Origin of the sequence: Enteractinococcus helveticum (assembly GCF_001657475.1) — a bacterium.
Classification (GTDB): domain Bacteria; phylum Actinomycetota; class Actinomycetes; order Actinomycetales; family Micrococcaceae; genus Yaniella; species Yaniella helvetica.
Genome location: NZ_LXEY01000022.1, coordinates 424,573 through 451,049, shown reverse-complemented (window position 1 = coordinate 451,049; position 26,477 = coordinate 424,573). Strand labels below are relative to the sequence as shown.

At 57.3% G+C, this 26,477-nt stretch carries 25 protein-coding genes; 11 read left to right on the top strand and 14 right to left on the bottom strand.

Annotated elements, in window-relative coordinates; translation table 11 throughout:
- Window positions 1-84: 84 nt before the first annotated feature.
- The gene (locus tag A6F49_RS14190; protein WP_052504965.1) at window positions 85-1,674 is read right to left on the bottom strand and encodes an AAA family ATPase; all 1,590 of its coding nucleotides are present in this window, start codon (window positions 1,672-1,674) and stop codon (window positions 85-87) included.
- Window positions 1,675-1,681: 7 nt separating this feature from the next.
- Window positions 1,682-2,320: a hypothetical protein gene (locus A6F49_RS14185; protein WP_043058555.1), complete on the bottom strand. Its 639-nt coding sequence runs from the start codon at window positions 2,318-2,320 to the stop codon at window positions 1,682-1,684.
- 205 nt (window positions 2,321-2,525) lie between these two features.
- Here A6F49_RS14185 and A6F49_RS14180 point away from each other — a divergent pair, with 205 nt between their 5' ends.
- Window positions 2,526-2,747, top strand: a complete 222-nt coding sequence (locus tag A6F49_RS14180) for a helix-turn-helix domain-containing protein (RefSeq protein ID WP_043058556.1) — start codon at window positions 2,526-2,528, stop codon at window positions 2,745-2,747.
- 13 nt (window positions 2,748-2,760) lie between these two features.
- On the opposite strand, the gene A6F49_RS14175 is transcribed toward A6F49_RS14180, so the two are convergent.
- Window positions 2,761-3,333 (bottom strand): hypothetical protein, encoded by a 573-nt coding sequence (locus tag A6F49_RS14175; RefSeq protein ID WP_043058557.1) that lies wholly within the window; start codon window positions 3,331-3,333, stop codon window positions 2,761-2,763.
- A gap of 210 nt (window positions 3,334-3,543) precedes the next feature.
- Here A6F49_RS14175 and A6F49_RS14170 point away from each other — a divergent pair, with 210 nt between their 5' ends.
- Window positions 3,544-4,554: a LysM peptidoglycan-binding domain-containing protein gene (locus A6F49_RS14170; protein WP_043058558.1), complete on the top strand. Its 1,011-nt coding sequence runs from the start codon at window positions 3,544-3,546 to the stop codon at window positions 4,552-4,554.
- A 38-nt stretch (window positions 4,555-4,592) separates the two neighbouring features.
- Window positions 4,593-5,240, top strand: a complete 648-nt coding sequence (locus tag A6F49_RS14165) for an Rv3235 family protein (protein ID WP_043058559.1) — start codon at window positions 4,593-4,595, stop codon at window positions 5,238-5,240.
- On the opposite strand, the gene secA is transcribed toward A6F49_RS14165, so the two are convergent.
- From secA to mtrA, 6 genes are all read right to left on the bottom strand, one after another.
- A complete protein-coding gene (gene secA / locus A6F49_RS14160; protein WP_043058560.1) occupies window positions 5,237-7,984 on the bottom strand; it encodes a preprotein translocase subunit SecA in 2,748 nt (915 codons plus the stop codon). The two genes, A6F49_RS14165 and secA, sit on opposite strands and share 4 nt — an antisense overlap.
- A 155-nt stretch (window positions 7,985-8,139) precedes the next feature.
- Window positions 8,140-8,817, bottom strand: coding sequence for a ribosome hibernation-promoting factor, HPF/YfiA family (hpf, locus tag A6F49_RS14155; protein ID WP_043058561.1), 678 nt, complete (start codon window positions 8,815-8,817; stop codon window positions 8,140-8,142).
- A 182-nt stretch (window positions 8,818-8,999) separates the two neighbouring features.
- A complete protein-coding gene (locus A6F49_RS14150) occupies window positions 9,000-9,767 on the bottom strand; it encodes a ComF family protein (RefSeq protein WP_150119511.1) in 768 nt (255 codons plus the stop codon).
- Between the two features lie 60 nt (window positions 9,768-9,827).
- Entirely contained in the window at window positions 9,828-11,519 is a 1,692-nt protein-coding gene (locus A6F49_RS14145) for an LpqB family beta-propeller domain-containing protein (protein ID WP_082911803.1), read from the bottom strand.
- Entirely contained in the window at window positions 11,516-13,267 is a 1,752-nt protein-coding gene (gene mtrB / locus A6F49_RS14140; RefSeq protein ID WP_235605004.1) for an MtrAB system histidine kinase MtrB, read from the bottom strand. The genes A6F49_RS14145 and mtrB overlap by 4 nt, the downstream gene beginning before the upstream one ends.
- Window positions 13,268-13,270: 3 nt before the next feature.
- Entirely contained in the window at window positions 13,271-13,942 is a 672-nt protein-coding gene (gene mtrA, locus A6F49_RS14135) for an MtrAB system response regulator MtrA (protein WP_043058563.1), read from the bottom strand.
- A gap of 209 nt (window positions 13,943-14,151) precedes the next feature.
- Between mtrA and A6F49_RS14130 the strand changes: the two genes are divergently transcribed.
- Genes A6F49_RS14130 through A6F49_RS14110 form a run of 5 tightly spaced genes read left to right on the top strand, consistent with a single transcriptional unit; the run spans window position 14,152 to window position 19,583 of the window.
- Window positions 14,152-15,507, top strand: a complete 1,356-nt coding sequence (locus tag A6F49_RS14130) for a glycerophosphoryl diester phosphodiesterase membrane domain-containing protein (protein ID WP_043058564.1) — start codon at window positions 14,152-14,154, stop codon at window positions 15,505-15,507.
- Window positions 15,504-16,148, top strand: a complete 645-nt coding sequence (locus A6F49_RS14125; RefSeq protein ID WP_043058565.1) for a DUF4129 domain-containing protein — start codon at window positions 15,504-15,506, stop codon at window positions 16,146-16,148. The genes A6F49_RS14130 and A6F49_RS14125 overlap by 4 nt, the downstream gene beginning before the upstream one ends.
- Entirely contained in the window at window positions 16,145-17,341 is a 1,197-nt protein-coding gene (locus A6F49_RS14120; protein WP_043058566.1) for a hypothetical protein, read from the top strand. The genes A6F49_RS14125 and A6F49_RS14120 overlap by 4 nt, the downstream gene beginning before the upstream one ends.
- Window positions 17,338-18,291: an AAA family ATPase gene (locus A6F49_RS14115; protein ID WP_043058567.1), complete on the top strand. Its 954-nt coding sequence runs from the start codon at window positions 17,338-17,340 to the stop codon at window positions 18,289-18,291. The genes A6F49_RS14120 and A6F49_RS14115 overlap by 4 nt, the downstream gene beginning before the upstream one ends.
- Entirely contained in the window at window positions 18,291-19,583 is a 1,293-nt protein-coding gene (locus A6F49_RS14110) for a DUF58 domain-containing protein (protein ID WP_043058568.1), read from the top strand. The genes A6F49_RS14115 and A6F49_RS14110 overlap by 1 nt, the downstream gene beginning before the upstream one ends.
- A gap of 23 nt (window positions 19,584-19,606) precedes the next feature.
- On the opposite strand, the gene A6F49_RS14105 is transcribed toward A6F49_RS14110, so the two are convergent.
- The 5 genes from A6F49_RS14105 to A6F49_RS14085 all read right to left on the bottom strand — a co-directional run bounded on the left by A6F49_RS14105 (window position 19,607) and on the right by A6F49_RS14085 (window position 23,607).
- Window positions 19,607-19,813 (bottom strand): hypothetical protein, encoded by a 207-nt coding sequence (locus A6F49_RS14105; protein ID WP_043058569.1) that lies wholly within the window; start codon window positions 19,811-19,813, stop codon window positions 19,607-19,609.
- Between the two features lie 97 nt (window positions 19,814-19,910).
- On the bottom strand, window positions 19,911-20,888 hold the full coding sequence (locus A6F49_RS14100) for a hypothetical protein (RefSeq protein ID WP_052504967.1): 978 nt from the start codon (window positions 20,886-20,888) through the stop codon (window positions 19,911-19,913).
- Window positions 20,885-21,220, bottom strand: a complete 336-nt coding sequence (locus tag A6F49_RS14095; RefSeq protein WP_043058570.1) for a chorismate mutase — start codon at window positions 21,218-21,220, stop codon at window positions 20,885-20,887. The genes A6F49_RS14100 and A6F49_RS14095 overlap by 4 nt, the downstream gene beginning before the upstream one ends.
- A 10-nt stretch (window positions 21,221-21,230) precedes the next feature.
- Window positions 21,231-22,370, bottom strand: a complete 1,140-nt coding sequence (gene mnmA / locus A6F49_RS14090) for a tRNA 2-thiouridine(34) synthase MnmA (RefSeq protein ID WP_043058890.1) — start codon at window positions 22,368-22,370, stop codon at window positions 21,231-21,233.
- Window positions 22,371-22,395: 25 nt separating this feature from the next.
- Entirely contained in the window at window positions 22,396-23,607 is a 1,212-nt protein-coding gene (locus tag A6F49_RS14085; RefSeq protein ID WP_043058571.1) for a cysteine desulfurase family protein, read from the bottom strand.
- 38 nt (window positions 23,608-23,645) lie between these two features.
- On the opposite strand from A6F49_RS14085, the gene A6F49_RS14080 reads away from it, so the two are divergent.
- From A6F49_RS14080 to A6F49_RS14070, 3 genes are read left to right on the top strand one after another with little or no spacing between them, the layout of a single operon-like run.
- Window positions 23,646-24,515, top strand: coding sequence for a J domain-containing protein (locus tag A6F49_RS14080; protein ID WP_043058572.1), 870 nt, complete (start codon window positions 23,646-23,648; stop codon window positions 24,513-24,515).
- Entirely contained in the window at window positions 24,512-25,036 is a 525-nt protein-coding gene (locus A6F49_RS14075) for a tRNA (cytidine(34)-2'-O)-methyltransferase (RefSeq protein ID WP_043058573.1), read from the top strand. The genes A6F49_RS14080 and A6F49_RS14075 overlap by 4 nt, the downstream gene beginning before the upstream one ends.
- Window positions 25,037-25,085: 49 nt before the next feature.
- Window positions 25,086-26,462 carry an anti-sigma factor domain-containing protein gene (locus tag A6F49_RS14070; RefSeq protein WP_043058574.1) on the top strand — a complete coding sequence of 459 codons (1,377 nt, stop codon included), beginning with the start codon at window positions 25,086-25,088 and terminating at the stop codon, window positions 26,460-26,462.
- Window positions 26,463-26,477: the final 15 nt, after the last annotated feature.

Sequence of the window (26,477 nt, the reverse complement as noted above, 5' to 3'; positions counted from 1 at the left end):
CCTAGCTTCTGACCAGGTCTGAAAACAGGGTTGATGCACAATCTGGTTCGTGACCGCACCCAAAAAGTTTGTCGAGGCGTTCGGTTAAGAGTTCTTGGTGAATTTCAACAGTTTGGCCCGCGGTGTTGACAAGGCTTTCGGCTTCGGCGAGGAGTCGTTCGCGGCAGTTGCCGCGTTGGGCACACATGCCTGCATGAGTCGTTGGATCGCCAGCCGGACCTCAGCCTTCGGAGCACTTTCTGCCAGGGCTTTGCCAGACAGTAACGCCCCAGCGGCAACTTCCGGGGCCCACCCGATAAATTGTTCCAAGCCCACTTTCGGCCCGAAACGTTCCCAAACGCTACGCAGTTGCCGTTTCGGAGTCAGACCTGTTGTCATAGGGGTGACCTTATTGACGATTGGCACGATGTCGCTGTCGGTTGTTTCGATCAGGTGGTCTAGGTCTTTCATGAACCTGACAAACCCAACCGGGTCGCCGGTGCCAACTGCTATCACGGTATCGGCATTTCTCACAGCGGTGATGGTGGTGGCGTTGCGCTGCGGTGCAGGAATGTCAAAACTGAGTTCCTCGTCTTCTTCAAGGCCGAATCCACAGTCGACAATAATGACATCCCAGCCCTCACGTGCGACATCCAAGACGTGTGCCCACGCCGCCGCACGCACTTGTGGCCAACGTTCTGGACGCGTCAACCCGGTGAGCACATCTACTGCGGCTCCTTGAACGGTGACCCGCTGTGTAAAGCGCGCTAAATTTGCGGTATCCAGACCACGATGTTCGGCCGCACGGCAGGCCTGGGCAATGGCTGCTGTGTCTTCTAATAGTCCCAGATGCACCGAGACCGCAGCCCCATAGGTATCTGCGTCAATCAGCAGCGTACGATGCCCCACCAGTGCCGCTTCCACCGCTAAATTTACCGCGATAGTTGTCACGCCGGGCGAACCTATCGGTCCCCAGACGGCAGCGATCTGGCCGCGATTGTTACCTGCTGGCCCAGTTGGCGTTTCAACTTCGCCAACGTCAACAGCCGGGAAATCCTCAGCACGCTGGGCTGATCCAAAGTCGACGTCATCCAGGCTGGCGCTTTCACTGGGTGCGCCCCCATTATTGAGGACGTCCATCTCAAAATCATCCTGCCCCACGCCGGCATCGGCAGTTATAGCAGAAGCACGTGAGTTCTCGGGTAGATCCTTGGTCGGGTCATATGGTCTTGCTCGGCGACCGCGACGCCGCAAGGGCGTGGCATCGGGATCGAGTTCTGCAAGGACTTGCAGATCTGCCGGGCTCAATGCCGAGTCGCCCTGAGTTTGTGGAATCTGCCGGTGATCGTCAACATTTTCTAGCCACGCGACGAGTTCGGCACCCGACAATTGCGGTGAGACCACGGGAATACCCAGTTCAGTCAATCGCTGACGATCGTCAACGACGTCGCTAATGGCAGCCAGCTTAGGAGCTCTGTCATCGCTGTTGTTCAGTTGTTGTAGGGTCTCCAAAGTCACCAGGTCTAAATCATCGGCCACCAGGACAATATCCACCAGCCCAGAACGAGCCACCGCCATCAGCTCGGCAAAGATATGACATCGGTGGGTTATCGTCACATCCGAGCGTGTGGACTCGATCGGGGTGACATGATCAAAACGCGGGTTGATGGTTGTTGCAACATTGAGTACTGCCATTTCAAAATCAATCTCCCGAAATGGAGGGCACCAGCGATATCTTCGCCCCATTAGCCTGAGCGTCTAAAACCCCGGGTAGAGCATCTTGTGAGAGCATCAAGTACACGGTGGTGGTGTCTGCGGCAGCAAACGTGGACGTGTTGTCGTCAATACCCACAACTTCTGCACTGGTGATGAGTTTGTGTGGTTCCTCGAAGCCTCGACCGTCTGAATCCGCCAGTGCAACCCACACATCGGCTCGTGAGCCGGTTGCAACCGAAGCCGGCATATCTTCCGAAACTCGAATCCCCACTTGCTGTCGTCCGCCTGGGTCAGCTTCATTGACTTGTCGGTGGGCTAGGAACTCACCTTGCAAGACTGTTGAGGCCACATAAAATTCCGAAGGCAGGTCCTGTTCGGCCGACCAATACATATCCGAGGCCTCAGACATGCTGGCTTGAACGACGTGGAAGTCTTCAGGTTTCATCTTGACTCCAGGCACGATATCAACCGACGCCGCCCAGTAGCCCTGCCGAGAGTCTGCAGATTGCATCAGCGCTACGACCCCGGCGACTGATAGGACAACAAGAATAACGCCCACGATCAAGCGCGGGTCGCGCCATCCAGGTGTGCGGATACGTGGGGCTTCTACGATTTTATCGTTCATGGGTCTTCCTCAAGGGCGGTTACAGTCATCTACTGTGGCGAATCGCATGAAAGAATAAAAGGGCTGGTCACCCCATATTCGGAGGAACTTTTAGAGATGCGATTCACGGTCAGGCTAACGCATATCGCATCACTTGTGAACACTCGGCATCTCACGTATTCTAAAATCATCAAAGATCCCCAAATTTGCCGATACAGGAGCTGCAGTGGCCCGCTTTATGACCCTGACGGATGTTGCAGAAGAACTCCAGATCTCAGCCGCCGCCGTGCGCAACATGGTGCTCAAAGGCGAACTTGAAGCTTTCCAGATCGGCGGTCGTGGTCAGTGGCGCGTTGATTCCCAGAAGTTCGAGCAATTCATCGAACAGCTCCACGAAGAGCAGCGCCAGCGTGTAGCGGAAGAACAGCACACCGACCAGCATCAGTAGGACTTCTAGCTCGTCACGCTATGTCATCAAGGCCCATGGGCGAAGCCCTTACGAGTTGGATTGCATCAGTTGGGATAATGCGCCACCCCTGCACCGACGATGAACGCCGGAACTCATCACGTGCATGCATCGCCATGTCGATGTGATCCTTCCCGACGCGGTCGATCGTTCCTTCAGCTAACGTTGTGCCCTGCCGTGAGACAACTTGCACCGGTTCACGACGTCGCGCCAATGCCCGGTAAATAGCCAGCACGCTCGGGCCGGCATGTAAGGGACGAGATGGCACAACTGCTCGATTCAAATCTGTGTCAATCCCCAGGATGGCATCCCGCAAGATGATGACTGAACTTGTCTCGTCAATGCCACCGACCCAGGCAGGCCCAACAGCCTTGAGGTCAATGACTTGAATCCGCCCATCCGCCAAAACCATCCGGACGCGTTGGCCCAATGCCCCACGCAGGCGATCCATCAAGGTCAACTCTGCCCATAAGCCACGAGTCAGTTCGGCAGCATCTTGTTCAACAGCCTCCCAGTGACCAAATTGCAGCTGAGCTTCGAGATCAGCAAATAAATCATTCCATCGCATGAGTTCACCCTAAAACCAGATCCGCTTGAATTCACGGGTTGATCGCACGCTAACTACCAACCAACTCGAGAACTCTGCGCAGGCAAGTCGCGCCTAATCGCTCAAAATGAATCAAACGGCATCTAACAATAAGAAATTGACTCATTGACATTCAAATAACGGCTCTGCCAAACTACTGTCATCCTCGACACCACCGTTTCAGGAGAGAGTATGACGATCGATACGACGAACGAGAAGCATCGAGCTGGCGTAGAAGATATCTTGCTAGCCATACTTGGGGTGATATCCGGACCGCTCCTCTGGTGGATGGGCCAATCCTGGAAATCACAGCCAGCAACTTCCTCGCTGCATACCCTGGAATACTGGATCGCTTTACTATGCGGTCTTATTGGCGCGGCTCTGGCCGCCGTCTGGGTGATCTTCTTAGTTGCAGGCATGACATACATAATCGGGGTCAAGACTCGACATGCTGCACTTACATACTGGTCTGAACTGTTCACCCCGAAGTTTCTTCGTCGCATCCTTATTTCTGTCCTCGGCGCACAGCTGGCATTTTCTTCCCAAGCTGTCGCCGCCCCAGAAGATGACAGCACTCCGGCTGAGACACCGAGCATTTCTCAGCAAGAAGGATTCATGCCGTACGTGGCAACCCCTACGGAAGCGAACCAGCACGCACAGGAAGACCCATCGGGCTTTCAATCTCCTAGCCCGTCTCCTGACCCGAGCGCACTGACGGCACCCGTCCATGGCGCCACCCCAAGTGCAACAGAGCTTCCTCTTACGTCCAAGCCTCGGCAGACAAGCCACGTCGAAGTGTCACCCGAACCCTCTGCCATTGCCAGTAGCGAAGCACAAATCCTCCCAACTCCGCGCCAGACCTCAACTATTCCGGTGGAGTCTCTCCCCGCTCACCCTGAGGCGTCAGATGGAGAGGGCAAGAATCACCAATCAGGCACGTTCACACCGCAGCCAGTTCCTGTCTCGCCGCATCTGTCGACACCACGACCCAGCAACAACACCACACAGACCGAAACATTCGTGGTCAAAGCAGGCGATTGCCTGTGGGACATTGCCCATTACGAACTTGGTGCAGATGCGACCCTGTTTCAGATTGACGCTCGCTGGAGACAGTGGTGGGAGCACAACTACCAACTCCTAGGCAGCGACCCACACACCATACAACCGGGAACCATTCTCGAGATTCCGCCGTTCACCGATTAAACAATCGATCATTCTCACACTGAAAAGAGGAAATGAGTATGTCTACAGCACTTCATGAGCCATCCGTCCCCGAAGAACCAGGTCACACTCCACACGCCGTCCCGAGCCCGTCACACTTACGGCCTGTGCCACAACAGCAATTACAAATCACGCCCGTCTCAAACCTGTTGGCCACGGATGTTCGGCAGGTGGCTCGGTTAGATGAGGTGCCCATGGATCCGGTGGATGAATATGAGCCATCAAAATTCTTGAAACCCAGAAAACTGACGAGCGTATTTCCTGCCCGGAGGACTCCTTCGTCCCAGACGATGGACCGACGGTATCGTCAGCAATTGGCGTCGATCAAAAAGATGACTCAGACCATTGGGGCAGCTTTTATTGAAGCTGAATTGGGAATCCGCCCCTACATGCAGCTGAGCTCATGGATGGAACTGGAACTCTTTCAAAAACTCCGGGCGCGAGTCGAACATAGCGTCAATGAAAAGTATTTGGCCGCCCGACGTGGAGAGGAGGGATCGAAAAAAGTGCCTTCGATTGAAACCCTTGGGGTTCGTGCATCGCCCAAAGCCAATGGGGAATGGGAAGCATCCATGACCATTCGTGTAGGCCAGCGTGCTCGAGCGATCGCGATGCGTTTACAGTTGCACCGCGACCGCTGGAGGGTTATCGCTTTTGAAGTCGGTTAGACGTCCCGACGAGCTTTCTTTGCGGCTTTACGAGCTTCACGCTCTTCTGCTTTTCGTTCTGCACGAGACTTCTGAGCGGTCTTGACCTGTTGACCATCAGCTGCGCGAGTCTGTGTAGTGGCTGTACCTGGCGTTGACGCGGAGGGTCCAGAATATTGCAGTGGTTGCTGGCGTTGAGCACCAAAGTTCGCAATCTGGGAGAAATCAGCGGCAACACCGGGCATCTTCGAACCGATTTTTACTTCAGGTTTGCGGACCTTCAGATGGAAGAGTTTGTAAACGGTTTCTTCGCGAATAGCCTGCATCATGGACTGGAACATGGTGTGGCCTTCTCGCTGGTATTCTACGAGAGGATCCCGCTGTGCCATAGCACGCAGTCCAACACCTTCACGGAGATAGTCCATCTCATAGAGATGCTCTTGCCACTTCTGGCCAATGGTTTCAAGCAGTACACGACGTTCTAGGTCGCGTAAGAGTTCTTCACCAAGTTCTTCTTCGCGAATACCGTAGAGAACCTTCGCGTCCGAGACCAGCTCGCGTTTCATATCGGCCGGTTTAATCGATGATAACGATCCCAACTCGGATTCGATATCTTCTTCGGTCAGCGATACCGGATAGAGCCCTTTGAGGTTCTGCCAAAGTTGGTCGCCATCAACCTCTTCATTGCTCTCGACAAGATATGCTTCGTCAACAATGTCAGAGATGGAGCCTTCGATGAACTCGTAGACTCGGGATTCCAGATCTTCGCCTTCAAGAATATGGCGTCGGTCGTCGTAAATTGCTTCACGCTGCGAGTTCATGACCTGGTCGTATTTCAACAGGTCCTTGCGTTGCTGCGTGTTGCGTTCTTCAACGGTTGCCTGGGCGCGCTCAATTGCCTTCGTTACCATCTTGGCTTCCAGCGGCATATCGTCAGGATAATTGCTCATACTCATGACGCGCTGGGCCATGCCTGCGTTGAAGAGTCGCAAAAGGTCATCGGTCATGGACAGGTAGAACCGTGATTCACCTGGGTCACCCTGACGACCAGACCGACCACGAAGCTGGTTATCGATACGACGCGATTCGTGACGTTCCGTACCCAGCACATACAATCCACCGGCTGCTCGAACAGCCTCGCGTTCTTCTTCACTGTCCGCCTGAGCTTTGGCGAAGACTTCGTCCCAAACGGTTTCATATTCTTCAGCGTGTTCCACAGGGTCCAGACCACGGCGGTTCATTTCAGCAACGGCTGTGAACTCAGCGTTACCACCCAAGATGATGTCCGTACCGCGACCAGCCATGTTCGTCGCCACAGTCACAGCACCCAGTCGCCCTGCCTGAGCAATGATCGCAGCCTCACGAGCGTAGTTCTTCGCGTTGAGAACCTCGTGCCGGATGCCCGCTTTGGCCAACAGTTTGGACACATACTCGGACTTATCGACCGAGGTCGTACCGATCAAAATCGGCTGTTTGGTCTTGTGACGTTCAACGACGTCATTCACGACGGCCTCAAACTTGGCCTTTTCATGTTTGAAGACGAGGTCTTGTTGATCGATTCGCTGTACATCACGGTGGGTTGGAATTGGTACGACGCCGAGTTCGTAGGTCGACATGAATTCGCCGGCTTCCGTTTCAGCCGTACCGGTCATACCCGAGAGTTTTTTGTACTTGCGGAAATAGTTCTGCAGCGTTACGGAAGCTAGCGTCTGGTTTTCTGCCTGAACCTTAACTTTTTCCTTGGCCTCAATGGCCTGGTGCAAACCATCTGAGAGGCGTCGACCGGGCAACATACGCCCGGTGTGTTCATCAACGATCCGGACTTCGCCGTCGACAATTTCGTATTCGCGACCGCGCAGGAAGAGTTCCTTGGCACGAATCGCGTTATTGAGGTGACCGATCAGTGGTGTATTGGCGGATTCATAGAGGTTCTCAATACCCAACCAGTCTTCAACTTTGTCGATACCGTGTTCCAGAACCGACACGGTGCGCTTCTTTTCGTCAATTTCGTAGTCGACATCGAGCTTCAAGCGTGGAGCCAGCGCAGCAAATTGCGAGTACCACCCGGATACATCGCCTTGTGCAGGACCAGAGATAATCAGCGGAGTACGGGCCTCATCAATGAGGATCGAGTCAATCTCGTCCACGATCGCAAAGCCATGGCCACGTTGGACCATATCGGCCATATTCATGACCATGTTGTCGCGAAGGTAGTCGAAACCGAATTCATTATTGGTCCCGTAGGTGATGTCGGCATCGTACTGCGCTTTACGTTCCGATGGTGGCTGACCGGAAGAGATGACGCCCGTTGACATGCCCAGGAATCGGAAAATACGACCCATCAGTTCGGATTGGTATTCGGCCAGATAATCATTGACCGTCACAATGTGCACGGGGTCCCCAGACAAGGCATTCAAATAGGCCGGTGCGGTAGCTACCAGTGTTTTACCTTCACCGGTTTTCATCTCGGCGATCAAGCCTTCGTGCAGTGCTGCACCACCCATGAGCTGGACATCAAAGTGACGTAACCCGATCGTCCGAGAGGCGGCTTCGCGTACTGCTGCGAACGCTTCCGGCAATAGGGTATCCAGGGTGACGCCGTCGGCTATCTGGGCTTTGAACGAGTCTGTTTCGGCGCGCAATTCGGCGTCACTGAGTGCTGTGAAGTCCTCTTCAACAGCGTTGACGGCGTCCGCATAATGGCGCAGGCGTTTGAGGATCCGTTTCTCACCGGTTCGCAGAATCCGTTCAATAAATGATGCCACGTGTCTTGTACTCCCGAAATCTTATTGTCTAGCGGGGGCTACCGCATACTCTGGACAGTCTACGTTGCCGAGCTTTGTGGATACCAAATCCACATGCCTCTGACATACATGATGCCCCACCGAAAACGGTGGGGCATCATTTTTAGCATCCAGCTTTAGGCTTCAGCTTGGCGATAATCGCGTGTAGTTTCGGATTCTTCATCGCCCATGGCAATGACACCGTAGGACCAACCACGACGACGGTACGCTACCGATGGCAGCCCTGTTTCTTCATCAATAAACAGGTAGAAGTCGTGTCCGACCAGCTCCATGTTGTCGATGGCATCATCCAGGTTCATCTTCTGGGTCGGGAAGACCTTGCGACGAATGGTTACTGGAATGTCACCGTTTTGCTCTAGACGTTCTTGTGCTGCCTGCTCTTTTGCTTCAGCAGCCTGCTGTTCCAGGACTTCTTCAACCAGGGAAACATCTGATGGAACAGGGGAAAAGTTTTGGGTGATTTCTTGTACCGAAGGACGACGACGACCACCCTTTGCACGTTCGCGTAGGCGACGCAGTCGCTCCTGCAGACGAGCAAACGCGTGGTCAAAGGCGATTTGCTTATCGTTGTCGTTGGCTTCCGAACGAACCACGTTGCGAGGTGAGTGCAGGGTAAGTTCTGCAGTCACCAGTCCGGAAGCTCCGGTGTGTGATTCACGAGAAACGAGTTTGACCTCCAGACGCTGAGCTTGTTCGGTCAATGACGAGATCTTGTCGAACTTTTCTTCTACGTACGAGCGGAAATCTTCCGTTAGATCTGTGTCGCGGGCCAGGTAATTGATGTCAAGTGCCATCAAATCCTCCTCGTGTACTTAGAGCAATAAAGTCAGCGGCGAAACAACAAACGTTTAGCTACTGCTCCGCCGCCGAGGCTGGTCCCCATTATGTTACCCGTTGGAACTCTTCACGATAAGTTTTGGTCTCTGAATTCCTTGAAATTCTGGGAAATTCTGCCTACCGCTAAGGGGCGGATTGCTCAGCCGCGGGGCATCACCGCCGAGAAAACCACAGCTGCTACGACATCAAATCCCTGTGCCTGCAGCGTTCGAGCACTCGCCGCCAGTGTGGCCCCCGTCGTGAGGACATCATCGATCAGAATCACTGGTTCTGCTGGTTCGGTATGTCGTGTGGAGACGCGAAATTTCTTGCGGGATTGCTCTCTGCGGATTTGGACACCGGTGCCGTGGTGTGCCGCTCGAGTCAGGAGGTGCCAGCGTGTTTTCAATAGCCCGGTATCGAGGTTTAATGCGGGTGGGAGTTGACGTGGCAGCATCGTGAGCACTGGGTTATAGCCACGTTTTCTCATGCTGGCTCCCGATGCCGGAATCGGTACCACCCGATAATACGAATAGCCCAACGTGTCACTGGCGTAGTGCAGTGTTCGATAGACGATAGGGCGCAGAAATCCAGCAATTTTGATGCGCTGGTGGTCTTTGAATTTCAGCAACACTTTGGCCATCTCTGGCGTGTAAAAAGATGCCGCAAATACCGGGAGCGGCTGTCCAGTTACCAAATCCAAAGGGAGTGCGTCGGCGAAATCCTGAGCTTGGAAAATTTGTTTCGCCTGTTCTTTCAACAATTTTGTACACGGTTGGCACAACTGATGCATCACCGCATCCGACCAGACGCACAACGAGCACGGATTCGGTGCCAGGAGATTCAACATGCCCCGCCACGCCGTGCCCACCATGTTCGCCGCTGATGACGTCGCCACCCTATCTAATACATCCAAGATTCCGGTCATGCTGTGAGTATGACGGACTCAGGCACTGTGCTGGTCGTGCCGGGGCGACAGTGTGGATAACTACCCTGGATACGACAGTTGTGTGGGGGCATCGGACTGGGCTCGCCAGTTGTTACCAACCCGCAGGTAGACATTGTCTTGGGTTTCGGCGTAGATGTTGCCGGCGCCAGTTGAGAAGTTGGTCATGCCCAGCATGGGTTTGAAGTTGATCGATGTGCCGCTGAACCCGACCAGTTCCAGCTCCACACGTTCTCGTTCAGACAGGCGACCGGCCAGGACTTCTGCATTTGAATACCACTCCACCGCGTTGGGAGGTTCATCGGTTTGCAGTCGAAACGTATTGCCCAGTGCTTGAGGCTGGGAGTCGTCGTCGCGGATGAGTCCTGTGACAAACAGTTGAGTAGGACCTTCTTCAATTTGGACGATGACGGCAGCGCGGGCGCCTTCCGGTGAGATGCGTAATGCCAAGATGTCGATATCGCGTCCAGCCCACGGATGCATGATCTCCAAAACTTGGCCGGTGCGATTGGTGTTTGCTGCGACAATAGTGTTTTTATCGGTCACCGTATAGACCCAGCCGTGCACGTCCATGGTGGGTGCGATCAGGTCGGTACCCGTGGCGACTTCAAAGGCTTCACTTGTATTATTTGCAACATACATCGTGTCGCGATCAGCATTGAGAAATGCAGCGACGTCACGGTCGCGGTTGATCGTGGGTTCAATTGGTTCCAGATTCGCCACGTTGGGGAAACCCGGCAGCGCTGACATGGTGCTGGCCTCATAGCTCACCAATTGGCTGGTTTCTGGGTGGATCCCGACCTGTGAGTTACCGGTGGTGACCGACGTCGCGGCGGGGACAAATCCCTGGGCAGGTTCATCAAATTCTAAGCTGGAACGCTCCCGGGTCATATTGACTTCGGAGATCCCGGGATATCGTTGCAGGGTCAGTTCCAGCTGTTGATACATTCGCTGTCGAGCCAGTTCAGACATGCCCCGCAGGGTTTCATCGGTGAAATCTACCTGGGCGATCCCGCTAGACACCGGCACGGTGTCGCGGTAGAGCTCCGCGCCGGCTGGGAATGCGGTGACGACGGCGCCTTCCAAGTAATCTGCGGGTCCTTCCAGAAGTGCCGTGACGAGCGTTGACGTCTGATCCGCGGTGTTGAGCATCCAGCGGACGTCCGGGACCGCGTACGTGTAGGTCGGATCATAGAAGTACAACGTTTGGGTATTAAACAGCGCGCGGAATTGTGCAGCGTCGAGATTTATCCCATCGGGCAGTTGATCAATGCGCCACTGCCCATCGACCTGGGTCAGCGAGAACTCGTGATTTCGGGTGCTTCCGTCATCGGCGAGTTCTAACACGCCGGCGTCGTCCAGGGAACCCACCGTGACCAGTTCAACGGTGTACTCATTATCGCCGGTGGCATCCACAATCGGGCGATCAGTATAGATCGTGGTCTGAGTGTAAGGATCCCACTGCTGAGCTGCGGATTCGGTCAGAAACTGGCGGGCGGTGGAAAAATCGCCCTGGATCCCGGTCGCGGCCAGGATGAACCCGTTAATGATCGACGTTGGGGTGGCGTCATTGGCTGGGCCTGCCGGGTTAAACGTATAGGCGACGTCACGGTTAATATCGGCTTGTTGGTCGGATTCGCCAACCTGGCCCGACTGCGGCAGACTGGCGCATCCAGCCAACGCGGCAGCGGCAGCCACGGTTACCAGCAGTTTATACAACCGCTCCAACCTCATGGCAGCTCTTTTCGAGGGTGGTAGAGATGCTGCTCGGTGACGCGATTGAATACGGTTGAGCCCTGTGGTTGGCTATCAGAAACATCGACGTCGCGCGCTGACATGCGTTTAGCGCGGTCGTATTCGGGTGGCAGGCTCAGTGGCGGTTCACCGGAAACAACCGTGCCGGAGATACGCGGCAGGGTGACACGGAATGAGGAGCCTTGATCAGGACGTGCCCAGACGTCGATAGTGCCATTGTGTAAGCGGGTATCTTCGACGGCGATGGCCAGGCCGAGCCCCGAGCCACCGGTTGTCCGGGTGCGGGCTGGATCGGCGCGCCAGAACCGGTCGAAAACGTGCTCGAGTTGGGCTTCGGTCATGCCCATGCCATGGTCTCGCACCACAATGGACACGGAGGTGTCGTCACCTTCCAGGATGACATCCACCGGATTGGATTCGCCGTGCTCAATCGCATTATTCACCAGGTTTCGCAGGATGCGTTCGATGCGGCGCGAGTCGACGTCGGCGGTGAAGTTATCGCCTTTGGCCACGATCGACAGCTGCGTGTTGGTCTTATCGGCCAGCGGTTGGGCGGTCAGCACGACGTCGGCGGCCAGGTGCAACAGGTCGGTCTTTTCAACGGAAACCTGGGCAGCACCGGCGTCAAAGCGTGAAATTTCTAATAGGTCTTCTAACAGTGCTTGGAAGCGTTCAACCTGGTGATGCATCAGTTCGGTGGAGCGCCGCAACACCGGGTCGAGTTCGTTGCGGGACTCATACAGGACTTCGGAAGCCATGGCCACGGTGGTTAGCGGGGTGCGCAGTTCGTGGGAGACGTCCGAGACGAAACGCTGCTGAATTTGTGACAGGTCTGCCAACTGGGTGATCTGGTCCTGAATATTGTCGGCCATCTTATTAAACGACTCGGACAGGGAGCCGATCTCATCGGTGCGCTGGACATCCATCCGCACCGAAAGGTCGCCTGAAGATAACCATTCCGCCGTCTGAGCCGCCTGTTGGATGGGCTTGCCAACCGAGCGAGTCACCCACAGCGCAATCCCGATGTTCATGAAAACCAAGACGACGCCGGCCACCAGCAGCACATTCATCAGATAGTCGATCGTGGCTTGCACGTCAGCTAGGTCGTAAATGAAATACAGCGCATAGTAGTTGCCCGGTGGCAGCACGACCTGGGTGCCAAAGGCTAAACCGGGCTGGGTCGAGCCGGCATCGGGCAGGGCAATGGACTGGTAGTAGATACCGTTGCCCGATGCGACCTGGTCGGCCAGTTCATCGGTGATCAGTTGTTCAGTCGCTCCCCCGGAGCTCATCGAGCCGACATACATGCTGTTGTCTTCTTCTAAGGGAACCAATAAGAAGTCACGAGCAAAGGCTGTATCGTCGGTGGTCAACTGGCGCAGGGTGTCGGCAACCAGTGAGGTCGTGGAATCCTCATCTGCGGTCGCAGCATTTTCAAACACCTGGCGGGTTTGTTGCAGCGCGTGGTTGGCTTCAGCCTGCACCTGATTAAAGCGAGACTGAAACAGTCCCGAGGTAATCTGTTGGGTCAAAAAGAAGGCCAAGAACAGCGATCCGATAATCGTTGCGGCCGCGGCAATGACCGCAGTACGCAGCGCCATCGAGGAGTCCCATTCCCGAATGAAGCGTCGTCGGGTCCGGTCGAACATCCCGAGAAACCGTTTGAACCAGCCTTGTCGTGGCTCTTCTTGTGGTTCCTCGGTGGGGGTAGCGGCGTCTGTGGACATAAGCTAGCCGGCTTTGTATCCAACCCCGCGTACGGTGAGAATCACTTCGGGTTTATCGGGGTCTTTTTCCACTTTGGCGCGCAGTCGCTGCACGTGCACGTTGACTAACCGGGCATCGCCCTGATGACGATAGCCCCAAATCTCTTCGAGCAGCTCTTCACGGGTCAACACCTGCCCAGGACGACGCGCTAGCTCCACCAATAGATCAAATTCCAGCGGGGTCAGGTTCAGATTCACACCGTCGCGTGTGACTTCATGACCGGCAACATCGATCGATAGATCTGCGATCTGTAAGGTTTCGGAGTCTTTTGTGTCGGTTTCGCGAAGTCGCGCGCGCACGCGTGCCACCAGTTCAGCGGGTTTAAACGGTTTTGGCACATAGTCGTCGGCACCGGCTTCGAGTCCGCGCACGACGTCGGCGGTTTCAGACTTGGCGGTGAGCATGACGACGGGCGTGTCAGATTCTTTGCGAAGCTCACGCAAAATCTCGATGCCATCCTTACCGGGAAGCATAAGGTCTAATAGCACCAAATCGGGACGAACGCTGCGATACATATCGTTTGCTTGGGCGCCGTCGTAACAAAAATAGGTTTCAAACCCATCGTTACTGAGCACAATCCCGATCATTTCGGCTAACGCTTCGTCGTCGTCAACCACTAGAATTTTGGTCTTCAACCGGCTTCCTTCCCGCGCTACTGGCGTATTAATTACCCGTCTAAAGCATACCGGACAAGAGCCTAGAACCCGCTTTATATTGGGGATTCCCCCCAATCACGTCAAAAATGATCGCTGTTGTCGGTCAAGCGTGGTTAGAATCTGTTGTAGTAACCGGTTGACGATTACTGTACCTGCACGCCCGGTTTGTCCGACACTGTGAGGAGCCCATGTCTTATCAAGGCCCAACCCCACCACCCAACGAGGAACCGGGCGCTCACCAGCCGGGATCCTACGGTTGGAACCCTCAGAGCAATACTCCATATGGGGGTGCAGCACAGCCGTCACCGTATCCGCCTTACGGGTCCCCGTCGCCCTATGCCGCAGTCGCGCAACCGGGCACCTTACCCCTGCGCGCGCTGACGTTAGGTGATTACTTCTCAGGACTTTTCGCCACGATTCGCAAATCGCCGGGCTTATTTTTCGGTGCAGCCTTAATCTTTGGCTCAGTTGCGGCTGTCATCACGGCAACCGGCGAGTTCTTCTTACTACGGTCTTTCGGGGCCACGATGGCTGATCCGTTTGCAACCGCCGACCAGCTGTTCACCGCAGGAGGGAGCATCGGGTTTTTCGGTTCTATCTTGCTGTCACAGTTAGTTCTGATGGTTGGTCAAACCTTTAACTGGGGCATGTATTCGATCATGTTGGGTCGCGGCGCGATCGACATGAAGACCTCACTGAGTCAGGGTTTTCGACTCTTGCGCGGCCAATGGGGCAAACTTGTTGGTCTGCTGGCGCTGATGGTGGCAGCCGTGATCGTCATCTACCTGGTGATGGCACTACTGCTGGTATTGGTTGCCGCCGCGGTCTTTGCCGGTGGGGAACCTGACAGCGGCGGAGCTATCGCTGCGGCAATTTTTGGATTTCTCTTGGCGGTAATCCTCCCAGCGATCGCAGCGGTATTCTTTGCCATTCGCTGGCACCTGGTCATCCCGGCCATGGTGGTCGAAGATATCGGCATTTTCGCAGCGCTTCGTCGCTCCTGGGGACTGACCCGCGGCTATTTCTGGCGTACGTTGGGCATAGCGTTGCTGTTTGGCATCATCTTGGGCTTCGTATCCGTTGTGATCACCGGTCCGCTGTCCTTCCTGGGCAGCTTTGTGTTGATGTCGGCTGGAACCGAGGGACAACTGCTCACCTCAATGCTGATCACCAACCTCATCATTACCGCGGTCAGCTCGCTGGTCGGGTTCATCGTAACCAACATGGGTCTGTTGATCTCGATCATGTTCTACTACGATTACCGCTTCCGCAAAGAAGGCCTGGGCATCCACTTCCAACAGCTGGCCGCCCAGCGCGCCACTGGTTCCGTTGCCGATCGTTTCGACACTTCCGGGCAACAAGGACTATCGTCCAACGACGAAACCGACGACCTGGTTCCCGGTCGATTCGCCTCAGCCGCATCCACCCAACCCGGCGGCGGTTACCCGCCAACGCAATACCCGCCATATGCTGGCCCAACCGGTCCGGCTGACCCATCCGGTCCACCGCAAGCTCCACCCAACCCACCGGGGCCGCGTGCATGACGTCCATCCCCTGGACGCCCGATGACGACGACGCTCGACGGCTACTAAATGATCGTATCGATTCCTATGACGTCGACCCTGCTGCGATGAGCTGGTGGGAACGTGTGCTGCAATGGCTTAGCGATGCCATGCAACTCAACGTCGATGCCTCCGGAGCCGGTAGCGTCATCATTCAGGTATTCCTCGTGCTCGCCGTCGTCATCCTGGTGATTTTATTGATCCGCTTTTTCCGACCATCAGTCTCCGGCGCGACCCAAGCCGAGGCCCAGCTGGTTGACCCCAGTGTTTCTGCGACCCAGTACCTCGACCAGGCCCGCCAACTGCTGGCCAGCGAACAACTGGACCAAGCCTATTTACAGGCGTACCGGTCCATGGTGCGCTCGGCTGCGGAACGGGAGCTTATTGAGGTCACCCCGGCAACCACCGCGACTGTGTTTGGCTGGTCGCTGGGCAGTGTATTGCCCTCCTACCGCATCCCGATTCATGAGGCCTCGGAGCAGTTCAACGAGATCAGTTACGGCAGTGCGATCCCAACTCGTGAGGCCACGAGCACCATGATCACCCTGGCCCAAACCGTCGCCGCCGCCCAACCAAGCGCAACACACCCACACGACAACCCGGTCAGGTTGATGCCTCGATGACCAAAACTCGCCGCAAGACCGGGCTTGTGCTGGTCATAGCGCTGATCGTTGCCATCTGGTTGGCCGTCATGGTCTGGATCTCAATGCAGCCTGCCCGCACCGATGGCAGCCTGGGCGTTGACGATCAAACCAACGACGGCGCCGCAGCGCTGACCAGTGTGCTCAGCGACCACGGCATTGCCGTACACCCAGCCCAGTCCATGACCCAGTTACGCTCGGAACTGCAGCGCAATCCCGATGCCACGGTCCTGTTTCACGATAAGTACCAGGCCATGGCCACCGCATCCTACGAGCGCCTGAGCGAACTGGCCGAACTGGTCCCGGCAGACCAGCGGGTGTTCGCGGGAGTCACCGCCACCCAACAGCTAGACCTCATCGACGGCGTCTATGAGACCCGCACCCTGGGTTTCATAGACAACCTGGAAGCAGACCAGAGTTGTCGTCTGCCCGCAGCCCAGGAGGCCGGGTCCATCGGTGCTGTTCGACAGGGCGTGGTCATCGATGACGACGCCCACGGTTGTTTCGCCGTCGTCGATGAATCCACCGGCCAGGCGGATCCGGCCTACGCATTTGCCCAGAGCCCCGAAGGCTCAATTATTTTTGCCGACTGGCGCATGCTGTCCAACGCCGGTCTGTATGACAACGGCACGGCAACATTAGCGCTGTGGTCGCTGGGGCAATCAGACACCGTGATCTGGTTTCAACCCGACTTCCAGTTCGACCCGGACACCGACGGCCAGCTCTCGCCGGTCCAGTTGCCCGACTGGGCTCGGATGGGTATTGTCTGGGCGGTCATCGTCACAGGTATTTGGTTGCTCTACCGTGGGCGACGCACCGGCCCCGTGATCGTTGAGCCACTCCCAGCAGAAGTCCCGGCAGCCGAAACCACAGTGGGCCGCGGGCGAATGTATGCCAAAACTCACCAGCGGTATCATGCCCTGGTCACACTCCAACAGGCATCGCTTGCCCGGCTGGCTCGGCTCCTGCGCCTAGGTGCCCAGGCCTCCTCCGATGCGATCCTAAATGAAACCGCCGTGCAGTTGAACGCCTCCCGGCCCGAGCTGCAACAGCTCTACACCCCGCCCACCAGCGAGCTGAGCACACAGCAACTCGTCGCCTGGGCCAATCAGCTACAAGACCTCGAACACCAGGTGCGCGACCGCGTCAGCGCGCCAACAAAGGAGTCCTCGTGAACACCACCGCCCGTCCCGCCCTCAACGACGTCCGAACTGAGGTCGCCAAAGCCGTCGTCGGGCAAGACCACGCCGTAACCTCGCTGTTGATTGGGTTACTTGCCGAAGGACACGTCCTGTTAGAAGGCGTGCCCGGTGTGGCCAAAACCCTGCTGGTGCGTAGCCTGTCCCAGGCCATGGACCTGAACAACTCGCGTGTCCAATTTACTCCGGACCTGATGCCCGGTGATGTGACCGGGTCGTTGATTTATGACGCCTCCACCGCCGAGTTCCGCTTCCGCGAGGGGCCGGTATTTACCAACCTGATGTTGGCCGATGAAATCAACCGCACCCCACCAAAAACTCAGGCCGCGCTGCTGGAGGCCATGGAGGAACATCAGGTCTCTGTGGATGGCACTACCTATCCCTTGCCCGAACCGTTTATGGTCATTGCCACCCAGAACCCGATCGAATACGAGGGCACCTATCCCCTGCCCGAGGCCCAGCTGGATCGCTTCATGCTCAAGGTCAAACTCGATCTCCCCTCGCCCGAAGAAGAACTACAAATTCTGCATCGGCACGCAACCGGTTTCCGTCCCACGGATCTGGTCCAGGCTGGCCTGAAAGCTGTCGCGGACGCCGACACGATCGCGGCTGCTCGCGCAGAAATCGCTCAGGTGAAGACCTCCCCCGAGGTGTTGCGGTACATCGTTGAGCTGATCCATGCGACCCGAAATTCGCCCTCCTTCCAAATGGGCGTGTCACCGCGTGGGTCCACCGCGCTGATGAAGACCGCAAAGGCCTGGGCTTGGCTGGTCGGTCGGGATTTCATTACCCCCGACGACGTTCAAGCACTCCTGTTACCTTGCTTGCGCCACCGTGTGTCGCTGCGACCAGAAGCCGAGATGGACGGGGTCAGCATCGACCAGGTTTTGACCGGTCTGATCGCTACTGTGTCGGTGCCACGTTAATGTTTATTTCTTTCCGTTGTGTTCTGCTCGCCCTGGCCGGGTTCATTCCGATGATTCTGTGGCCCAGCTGGGGCACGATCTTTGCACTGCTGGGCGTATTTGTCGTCGTGCTGGGCATCGACCTGTGGCTCACGCCCTCCCCGCGTGCGGTCATGATCCGACGCAGCGACAATACACCGGTCAGATTGGAGGAGCCAGTGGAGGTGTGGGTAGAAATAACCAACCACACAGCTCGTGTCATGCGTGGACTGGTTCGCGACGGATGGCAGCCGTCTGCCCACGACACCCAACCGGAACAACGGCTCCATCTGGATCCCAATGCCACACAACGCTTCACGACAATACTGACGCCGAACCGACGCGGCACCGTCCGCACACGCAAGCTGACGATTCGTACCTATGGTCCGCTTGGTCTTGGTGGTCGGCAACACACGCATCACCACGAGGGTGAAGTCACCGTCGTTCCGCCGTTTCGGTCGCGTCGGCACTTGCCGTCTCGTATCCAACAGCTGCGTGAGATTGAGGGACGATCTGCCGTCCACCGTCCGGGCGCTGGACATGAGTTCGATGCATTGCGTGAGTATGTGCGTGGTGACGACGTGCGCACCATTGACTGGCGGGCTTCTGCTCGATCGGACGGCCTGATTGTCCGTACCTATCGTCCTGAACGTGATCGTCGGGTTGTTGTGGTGCTGGATTCCTCGCGGGCCTCTGCTGCTCGTGTTGGTGATGAAACGCGATTCGATGCAGGTATTGAGGCAGCACTGTTCATTTCTGCTTTGGCTCATGCTGGGGGTGATCGAGTAGATCTCTTGACGATGGACCAGTCCATTCGCGCTCGGTCTTCCTCTGAGGAAAAAGGTCACCTGCTGCATCGCATGGCTACGGCACTGGCCAAAGTGTTTCCTCGCCTGCTGGCAGCAGATTGGACGATTCTTCCGCCTGAAGTTTCCAAGATCACGCGGCAACGGGCGTTGGTTGTGCTGGTCACCCCGTTGGATTCGGCTGCAATCGAAGAGGGCCTGATCCCAATCTTGCCGATTCTGACGCGTCATCATGTGGTGCTCATTGCCGCAGTGGCTGATCCGGAACTCGAAGACATGGCGACCCAGCGCACCACTTCTGATGAGGTGTATATTGCAGCAAGTGCTGAGGCTCAGAAACAGCGGAATCGGAAGATGGTTCAGTTGCTGAATCGTTATGGGGCTGAGGTTATCGAGGCCCAACCTGCTGATCTACCGTTGGCCGTAGGAGATGCTTACTTGCGATTGAAGGCTGCTGGCCGGTTATAAAAAATTTCAAACCACAGGAGTTGTTATATCGCCCAGTACATGTTGCGTAGCAGTGGTTGGGTGGGGTCTAACCAGGGTGCGGGTTGGAAGAAGTGGGTGCCGTTGATGGTGTGGATCGTCCATTTGCCGTTGTGGACCGCGGCCTGGTGGAGTGCGCATAGGGTGATGGCGTTGTCGATATCGGTGGTGCCGTGTGCCCAGGCTTTCAGGCTCTCGTCCCCGGTTAACACGTTCCAGGTAGCAGCGGTGATGGGTTAGGCAGTAAAAAAGCACTACCTCGGCGATCTTGCGCAGAGGTAGTGCTATCGATGCGAATCAAAAACGAGGCTAGAGGCTGCTGGCGTATCCTCCGGCGTGGCCGGCGATAGTGCGCAATGCTTCAAGACCGGAACCAACAGCAACTTCGGTTTCTAAGTTGAACTGATACACGAGTCGCACATGTTCAAGGTTCGCGGGGTCTAAACCCCAGTCGAGATACTGCTGAATCAGTTCTTCGGCATAGCGCTCGGCATCTCGCCGTCGTTGCAGATGTAAGGCAACCGGGTTGTCTGCGCTGAGAAGTCTGTCAATGAGTTCCCAGGTTTGTTCCGTTTGATTGCTTCGGCCCACTGGCCAGTGCAATGCAACGGAGCCGACCTGCGCGGCATCGGCGAGTAATGCAACGGGAGTTTCGAAAAATACTTCAGCATCGAGTTCTGCGGCCTGTTCCCAGTAGGATCGAATCTCACTGATATCTACGGCACGTTCAATATCTGCACCAGATGCCGAACGAATGGTGCCGTTGACGACGTCGTCAGCGCGATGCTCCTGCACGAATAAGCTGACTCGTGCACCAAGCACACTGTGAATTCGAGCGATCAAATCGCTAGCACCTTCGGCCCAGGCCGCAGCCACGTCGGTTCGCGCTCCGGCATCGCGCAGAATTCGCTGCCCAGATGGCAACATTGCGTCAACCAGTAAGCTCACGGGTCCAAGCAGGCGTACGGAAACGGCGGGGACGTCGTCGTCGGCAGCGATATCGGCCATGGCCTGAATGATGGAGTTGCGGTGCGATACGACGCGCAATTGAATAGCGGCGTTGCGACGCTCACCGCGCTGCAATTGCCACCCGTAGGGGCGCAATTCGAAGGGCATACCGAGGTTGGCAATAACTTTGCCAAGACCGTTGGCGTGGGGGCCGACGTCGGGCAGTTCAACCAGCGCGGGGATATGGGGTGCACCAAGCTCGTTGAGCTGCAGGGCATAGACCGCATGCGGGTCGGTGCCGGCAAATGTGCCATCAACCACCCCGAGAGGGTGGGTCACCGTTGCTCCTGCGAGATGGCTTTGTGGTGGCGGATGACTTCTTCGATGATGAAGTTCAGAAACTTCTCGGCGAAGGCCGGGTCGAGATCGGCGTCGCGGCTGAGTTCATGTAGCCGGGTGATTTGTGCTTTTTCCCGTTCCGGATCGGATGGGGGCAGGTTGTGGCGGGCTTTGAGTTGGCCAACTTTTTGGGTGCATTTGAAGCGTTCGGCTAATAGATACACCAGGGTGGCATCGATGTTGTCGATGCTGGAGCGGATGGATAGGAGTTCATCCAGGATGGCCGGATCGGTGGTGCCCGTCAGTGACGACGCCGTGGAATCGTAAGTCATGGTTCCTAGTCTAGACGTGTGCCAAGCGCTGCGCGTTGATTGACTTGTGGATCGTTACCTGGCCCAACACACGGGTGCCCTGGTATAAGACGGCCGTCTGACCTGGGGCAACGCCCTGAATGGTCTCGTCAAGTTCCATTTCCCATACGACGTCGGTGGCGCCGTCAACGTCTCCGGTGGTGACGCGGGCGCGGCCTGGTACGGGTTCGGCGTGGGCGCGGACCTGGACGTGGCAGTTGAACCATTTACCGGTGGCTTCTTCGGCTATCGGGGCCCCGGCCCAGGAGGGTCGGATACCGGTGATGCGGTCCACGGCCAGCATGTCGCGCGAGCCGACGACGACGGTGTTTTCTTTGGGCCGGATTTCTAATACGAAGCGGGGTTTGCCGTCCTCAGCAGGTTTGCCAATGGCTAGGCCGCGACGCTGCCCGATGGTGAAGGCCTGCGCGCCCGGGTGGGTGCCGACCTGATCGCCTTGGGTGTCAACGATCGCGCCTTGGGTCATGTCGATCTTTTCTTCCAGCCAACCGCGGGTGTCGCCGTCGGGGATGAAGCAGATGTCATGCGAGTCGGGTTTCTGGGCAACCGACAGGCCACGCTCGGCGGCTTCTGCACGCACCATTTCTTTTGACGGGGTGTCGCCCAGTGGGAACATCGAGTGCTTGAGCTGTTCGGCGGTGAGGACACCTAGGACATAGGACTGGTCCTTGGCGTCGTCGGCAGCGCGGTGTAGTTCCAGATCGCCGTTGTCGTTTTCAATGACCTTGGCGTAGTGGCCGGTGACGACGGCGTCGAAGCCCAGCGCTAGGGCGCGTTCCAGCAGGGCGGCGAATTTGATGCGTTCGTTACAGCGCATGCACGGATTCGGGGTGCGCCCGGCGGCGTATTCTTCGATGAAGTCTTCGACCACTTCTTCTTGGAAGCGCTCGGAGAAGTCCCAGGTGTAGTACGGGATGCCCAGTTTTTCGCAGGCGCGCCAGGCGTCCGAGGCATCTTCAATGGTGCAGCAGCCGCGTGAACCGGTACGCAGGGTGCCGGGCATGCGAGACAGTGCGAGGTGGACACCGACGACGTCGTGGCCGGCGTCAACGGCACGTGCGGCGGCCACAGCCGAGTCGACACCGCCCGACATTGCTGCCAAAACCTTCAACTTTTTCATAAAAACTTCTCTTTCGTTAGCGGTGGGAGTTTGCCGTGCGAATCGAGGATGTTTGGGCTGTCATCCCGGCCTTCGCAGCCGCCTGGTAAATCCCCGGCAGCGTGGCTATGACCGCGTCGATATCTGTTTGCGTCGTCGTGTGGCCTAAGGAGAACCGCTGGGTGGATCGGGCCGCGGCCTCATCCTGACCGGTGGCCAAAATAACCTGCGAGGGCCGTGAGACTCCTGCATTGCAGGCCGAACCCGTGGAGGACTCAATACCTGCCATGTCTAACCCAAATAATAACGAGTCACCCTCGGCTTGAGCAAAGGAAAAGTGCACGTTCGTTGGCAGCCGATATTTTCCATCGGCAGGTCCCTGAAGTTTGGCCTCGGGAATCTGTGCTGTCACGGCGGCGATCAATTGGTCGCGCAGCCCGGCCAGGCGCGCGGATTCTTCGGCTAAATTCGCGGTGGCCTCTTCGGCGGCTGCGGCAAAGGCCACGATGAGCGCATCGGCCGTGGTGCCCGAGCGGATATCGCGTTCCTGTCCCCCACCGTGCAGCACCGGCAGCGGTTTGGCATCACGGCGTACCAACAGCGCGCCAATGCCCACGGGCGCACCAATTTTATGCCCCGAGATCGCCATGGTGGTGATTCCGGGGACAAAGGTTGCATCGATGGCACCGAAGGCTTGAACGGCGTCAACGTGGAAGTCCACCTGCTCGGCTGCGCACAGCTCGGCGACCTGGGCAATGGGCTGGATGGTCCCGATTTCGTTATTGGCCCACATCAAGGTGGCCAGGGCAATCCGGCCACGGTGAGTTTCCAGTGCGGCGCGCCAGGCGTCGAGATCAACAAAGCCTTCTGCATCAACCTCGACCACCACCAGCTGGGCTCCCTCGTGGGTTTCCAGCCATTGCAGCGAATCGGTTACGGCCGGGTGTTCAATGCCGGTAGCAATGACGACGTTCTTGGTCTCATCGGCCGCCCGGTTGGCCAGGTAGAGGCCTTTGATGCCTAGGTTATCGGCTTCGGTGCCACCCGAGGTGAAGATGATCTCGCTGGGGTGTGCGCCCAGCGTAGCCGCAAGGCGATCCCGAGCGTCAGCGACCTGGAGTTTGACCGAGCGCCCGGCAGAATGCAGGGCAGCGGCATTCCCGATGCGTTGAGCCTGCGCGACAAAAGCGTCGAGCGCGGCGGGGCGCACCGGGGTGGTTGCGGCGTGGTCAAGATATATCCGGGACATGTCCTCTAGTTTAGAACAGCACGGGTAGAATATGGCCCGTGCCAGACAATCGCAGTAACCAATTCGACCCCTATCACGTGCTGGGGGTCAACCGTTCGGCGTCCAAGCGACAGATCCGGCGGGCGTATTTGGCGTTGGTGAAACAACATCACCCGGATCGCGGTGGTGACGCAGCGCGCTTCGACGAAATCTCCAAAGCGTGGAAACAACTTTCCCAACTTGATTCCGTCCCGCAATCGAGTCCGAAGCGGAAACCCCGCCGCCCCACGACGTCGGCACCCAAGACGACCCCCGAACCGGTCCGCTTCATCCCACCCTTGGCCGATGGACCCATCCGCACCGCGACCAACCCGCCCATAAATGTGGATTCGCTCTTGGCCCAACAGGTCGTGCACGGTGCTATTCCGGGCGGTTTTTTCGGTCGAAAACAGCGTTCGCTGCACGCTCGGCTTTCCGAGGTCTTGCAGTCGCGAGTCTACGGTGCATTGCCCGCCGTCCGCATTTTCCACGGGGTCAAACTGGACCGCAAACTCGTCTTGGACACCGTGGTACTGGGCGGTTCGAAAGTGGCGGTGTTCGGCGTCCAGCATGCCCCACCGGATGTTTATCAGTTCAATGGGACACACCTGCTTGGACGCAAACGCATTGAGCTGCCGGATCTGACCGAGGCCGTGCTGGGTCTGCAAAGACTGCTGCCCAATTTTGAAGTCGGTGGGTTCGACGTCGTGTTTTCTACCAATCCACACGCCCCGACGATCCAGGCGCCCGATGCGCTCAATACGCTTGGTCTCACCGAGGCACCGGCGTCCATGATGGATGCTGTTCGCAATATCAAACTGTTTATCGGTACCGGCAATCACAATGTGGTCGACCGGGCCGCCATGGGACAACTCATCGCCAAACTATGACACAGAATCCACACCACACCGCGCCCAAATCCACCGACCCCACCAACCCGGGCTTCCGGCTGGTGTTCCACACCCCAGAAATCCCGGGCAATACGGGCAACGCGATCCGGCTTGCCGCAATCACCGGGGCCGAATTGCACCTGGTTGAACCGCTGGGCTTTAATTTCGACGACGCCCACCTGCGCCGGGCCGGTCTGGACTACCACGATCTGGCCGTGGTCACCGTCCACAAAGATCTTGCCGCAGCGTTCGACGCCCTGGCACCCGAACGCGTGTTCGCATTCACTGGTACCGGGAAGGCGCGCTACGACGAGGTGGCCTATCGGCCCCACGATGTGCTGCTATTCGGCCAGGAATCCGTTGGCCTGCCTGACGAAGTGCTCAACGATCCGATGATCACCGAAACCGTTTATTTGCCGATGCAATCCGGGCGGCGCTCACTGAACCTGGCCAATTCGGCCTCAATTGCGCTGTATGAGGCGTGGCGCCAGTATGATTTCGCGGGCAGTTCGCCACGCTAGGGCGCGCCGAGCCAGCACGAACACAATGCAGTTACTAAGCTAAGACGTGATGGAAACACACACTCCTGGCCCAGCGCAATTACTGTTCCAATCCGGCGACAACGACTCCGCCGCCTTTGCGGCACTGTACGATCTGACCTCGCCGCAGGTCTTTGGCATGCTCACCGCACTATTCCCAGCCGAGGACGACGCACTGCAAGCCACGACTGACGCCTATGTCACGCTATGGCGCCAGGCCCCGCATTTCACGTTCGACTTCAACGTCGACCACGCCGATGAACTGGCCCGCGACCGCACGGTGGTCGCCTGGATCAATTCCATTGCCCAACAAACCGGGCGCTACCACCGCCCCGATGCCACCTCGGAGGGCGATGTGGATCGCATGCGTGCGATTGCCGCTCGCTTGAGCGAACTTGAACCACTCACGCAGGCCCAAGCCTTAGCACTGACCACCGTCTGGTTGGGCGGGCGCACGGTCGAAGAGGCAGCCGTAGAACTCGACGTCGCCCTGCCGACGCTGAAGTCCCGGCTGCGCGATGCTGCGGTGCGGTTGACCCGTCACTACCTGTCGGAAATCACCGGCAGCACCTCGGCGGATTCCGATCCACTGCTGGCCACTCGGGTGACCGGCACCCTATCGTCGTCCGGCGGGCAAACAGCTGCGTTCTCCGACGACGTCGAAACTGATCTGCACGTGGGCCTCGGCACCGAACTAGCCACGCTCAATGCGCTGCAGGCGCTGGATGACGACAACGCCGTGGCGGTGGAGGCCTGGATCAATCGCCAGGATCGGGAAATCGCCGCCCAGTTGCGTGCCCGCACCGCACTATTTCAACGGATGCTCACCTGGGCGTATCGCCGGGTCGCAGCCCACCCACCGGCCAACCTGTTGGACTCGGTGCTTGAGCAATTGCCCGAACAAAATGTTGGCATTGGGTTTATCGAAACCGTGGATGAGTATGAGGTCGAGGAAGATCCCGACCAGCAACGCCGCAGCCGGGCGATGTTCATCGTGGTCGGAGCGGTGTTGATCATTGCGGTCATCGTCGCCGTCATCTTTTTGAATACCGGCGACCAGCGCATCCGCAGTGCCGTGGACAATGCCGACGACCAGACCAGCGTTTCGGCAACCATGGACGGCGCCTCGGTCACCGGACACTTCTCGACTGAAGAAGATGTGGCCTACCTGTCGTTTAGTGACGTAACAGAGCTGGAAGAAGACCAGCGCTATCAGGTGTGGCTGTTTGAAGAACCCGGCGGCTCGGTGGTCTCCGTGGGCACCTACACCGCCCAGCAACTGGAAAACGGTGAGGTCCAATTTCGCGGCGTAAACAACTATGAGCTGTTGTGGATTACCGTCGAACCAGAAACCGGTTCCGAAACGCCGTCCAGTACCGCCCTGGTCGAAATGCCACTCGAGCAGTAGCAGTCAGCCCGGACG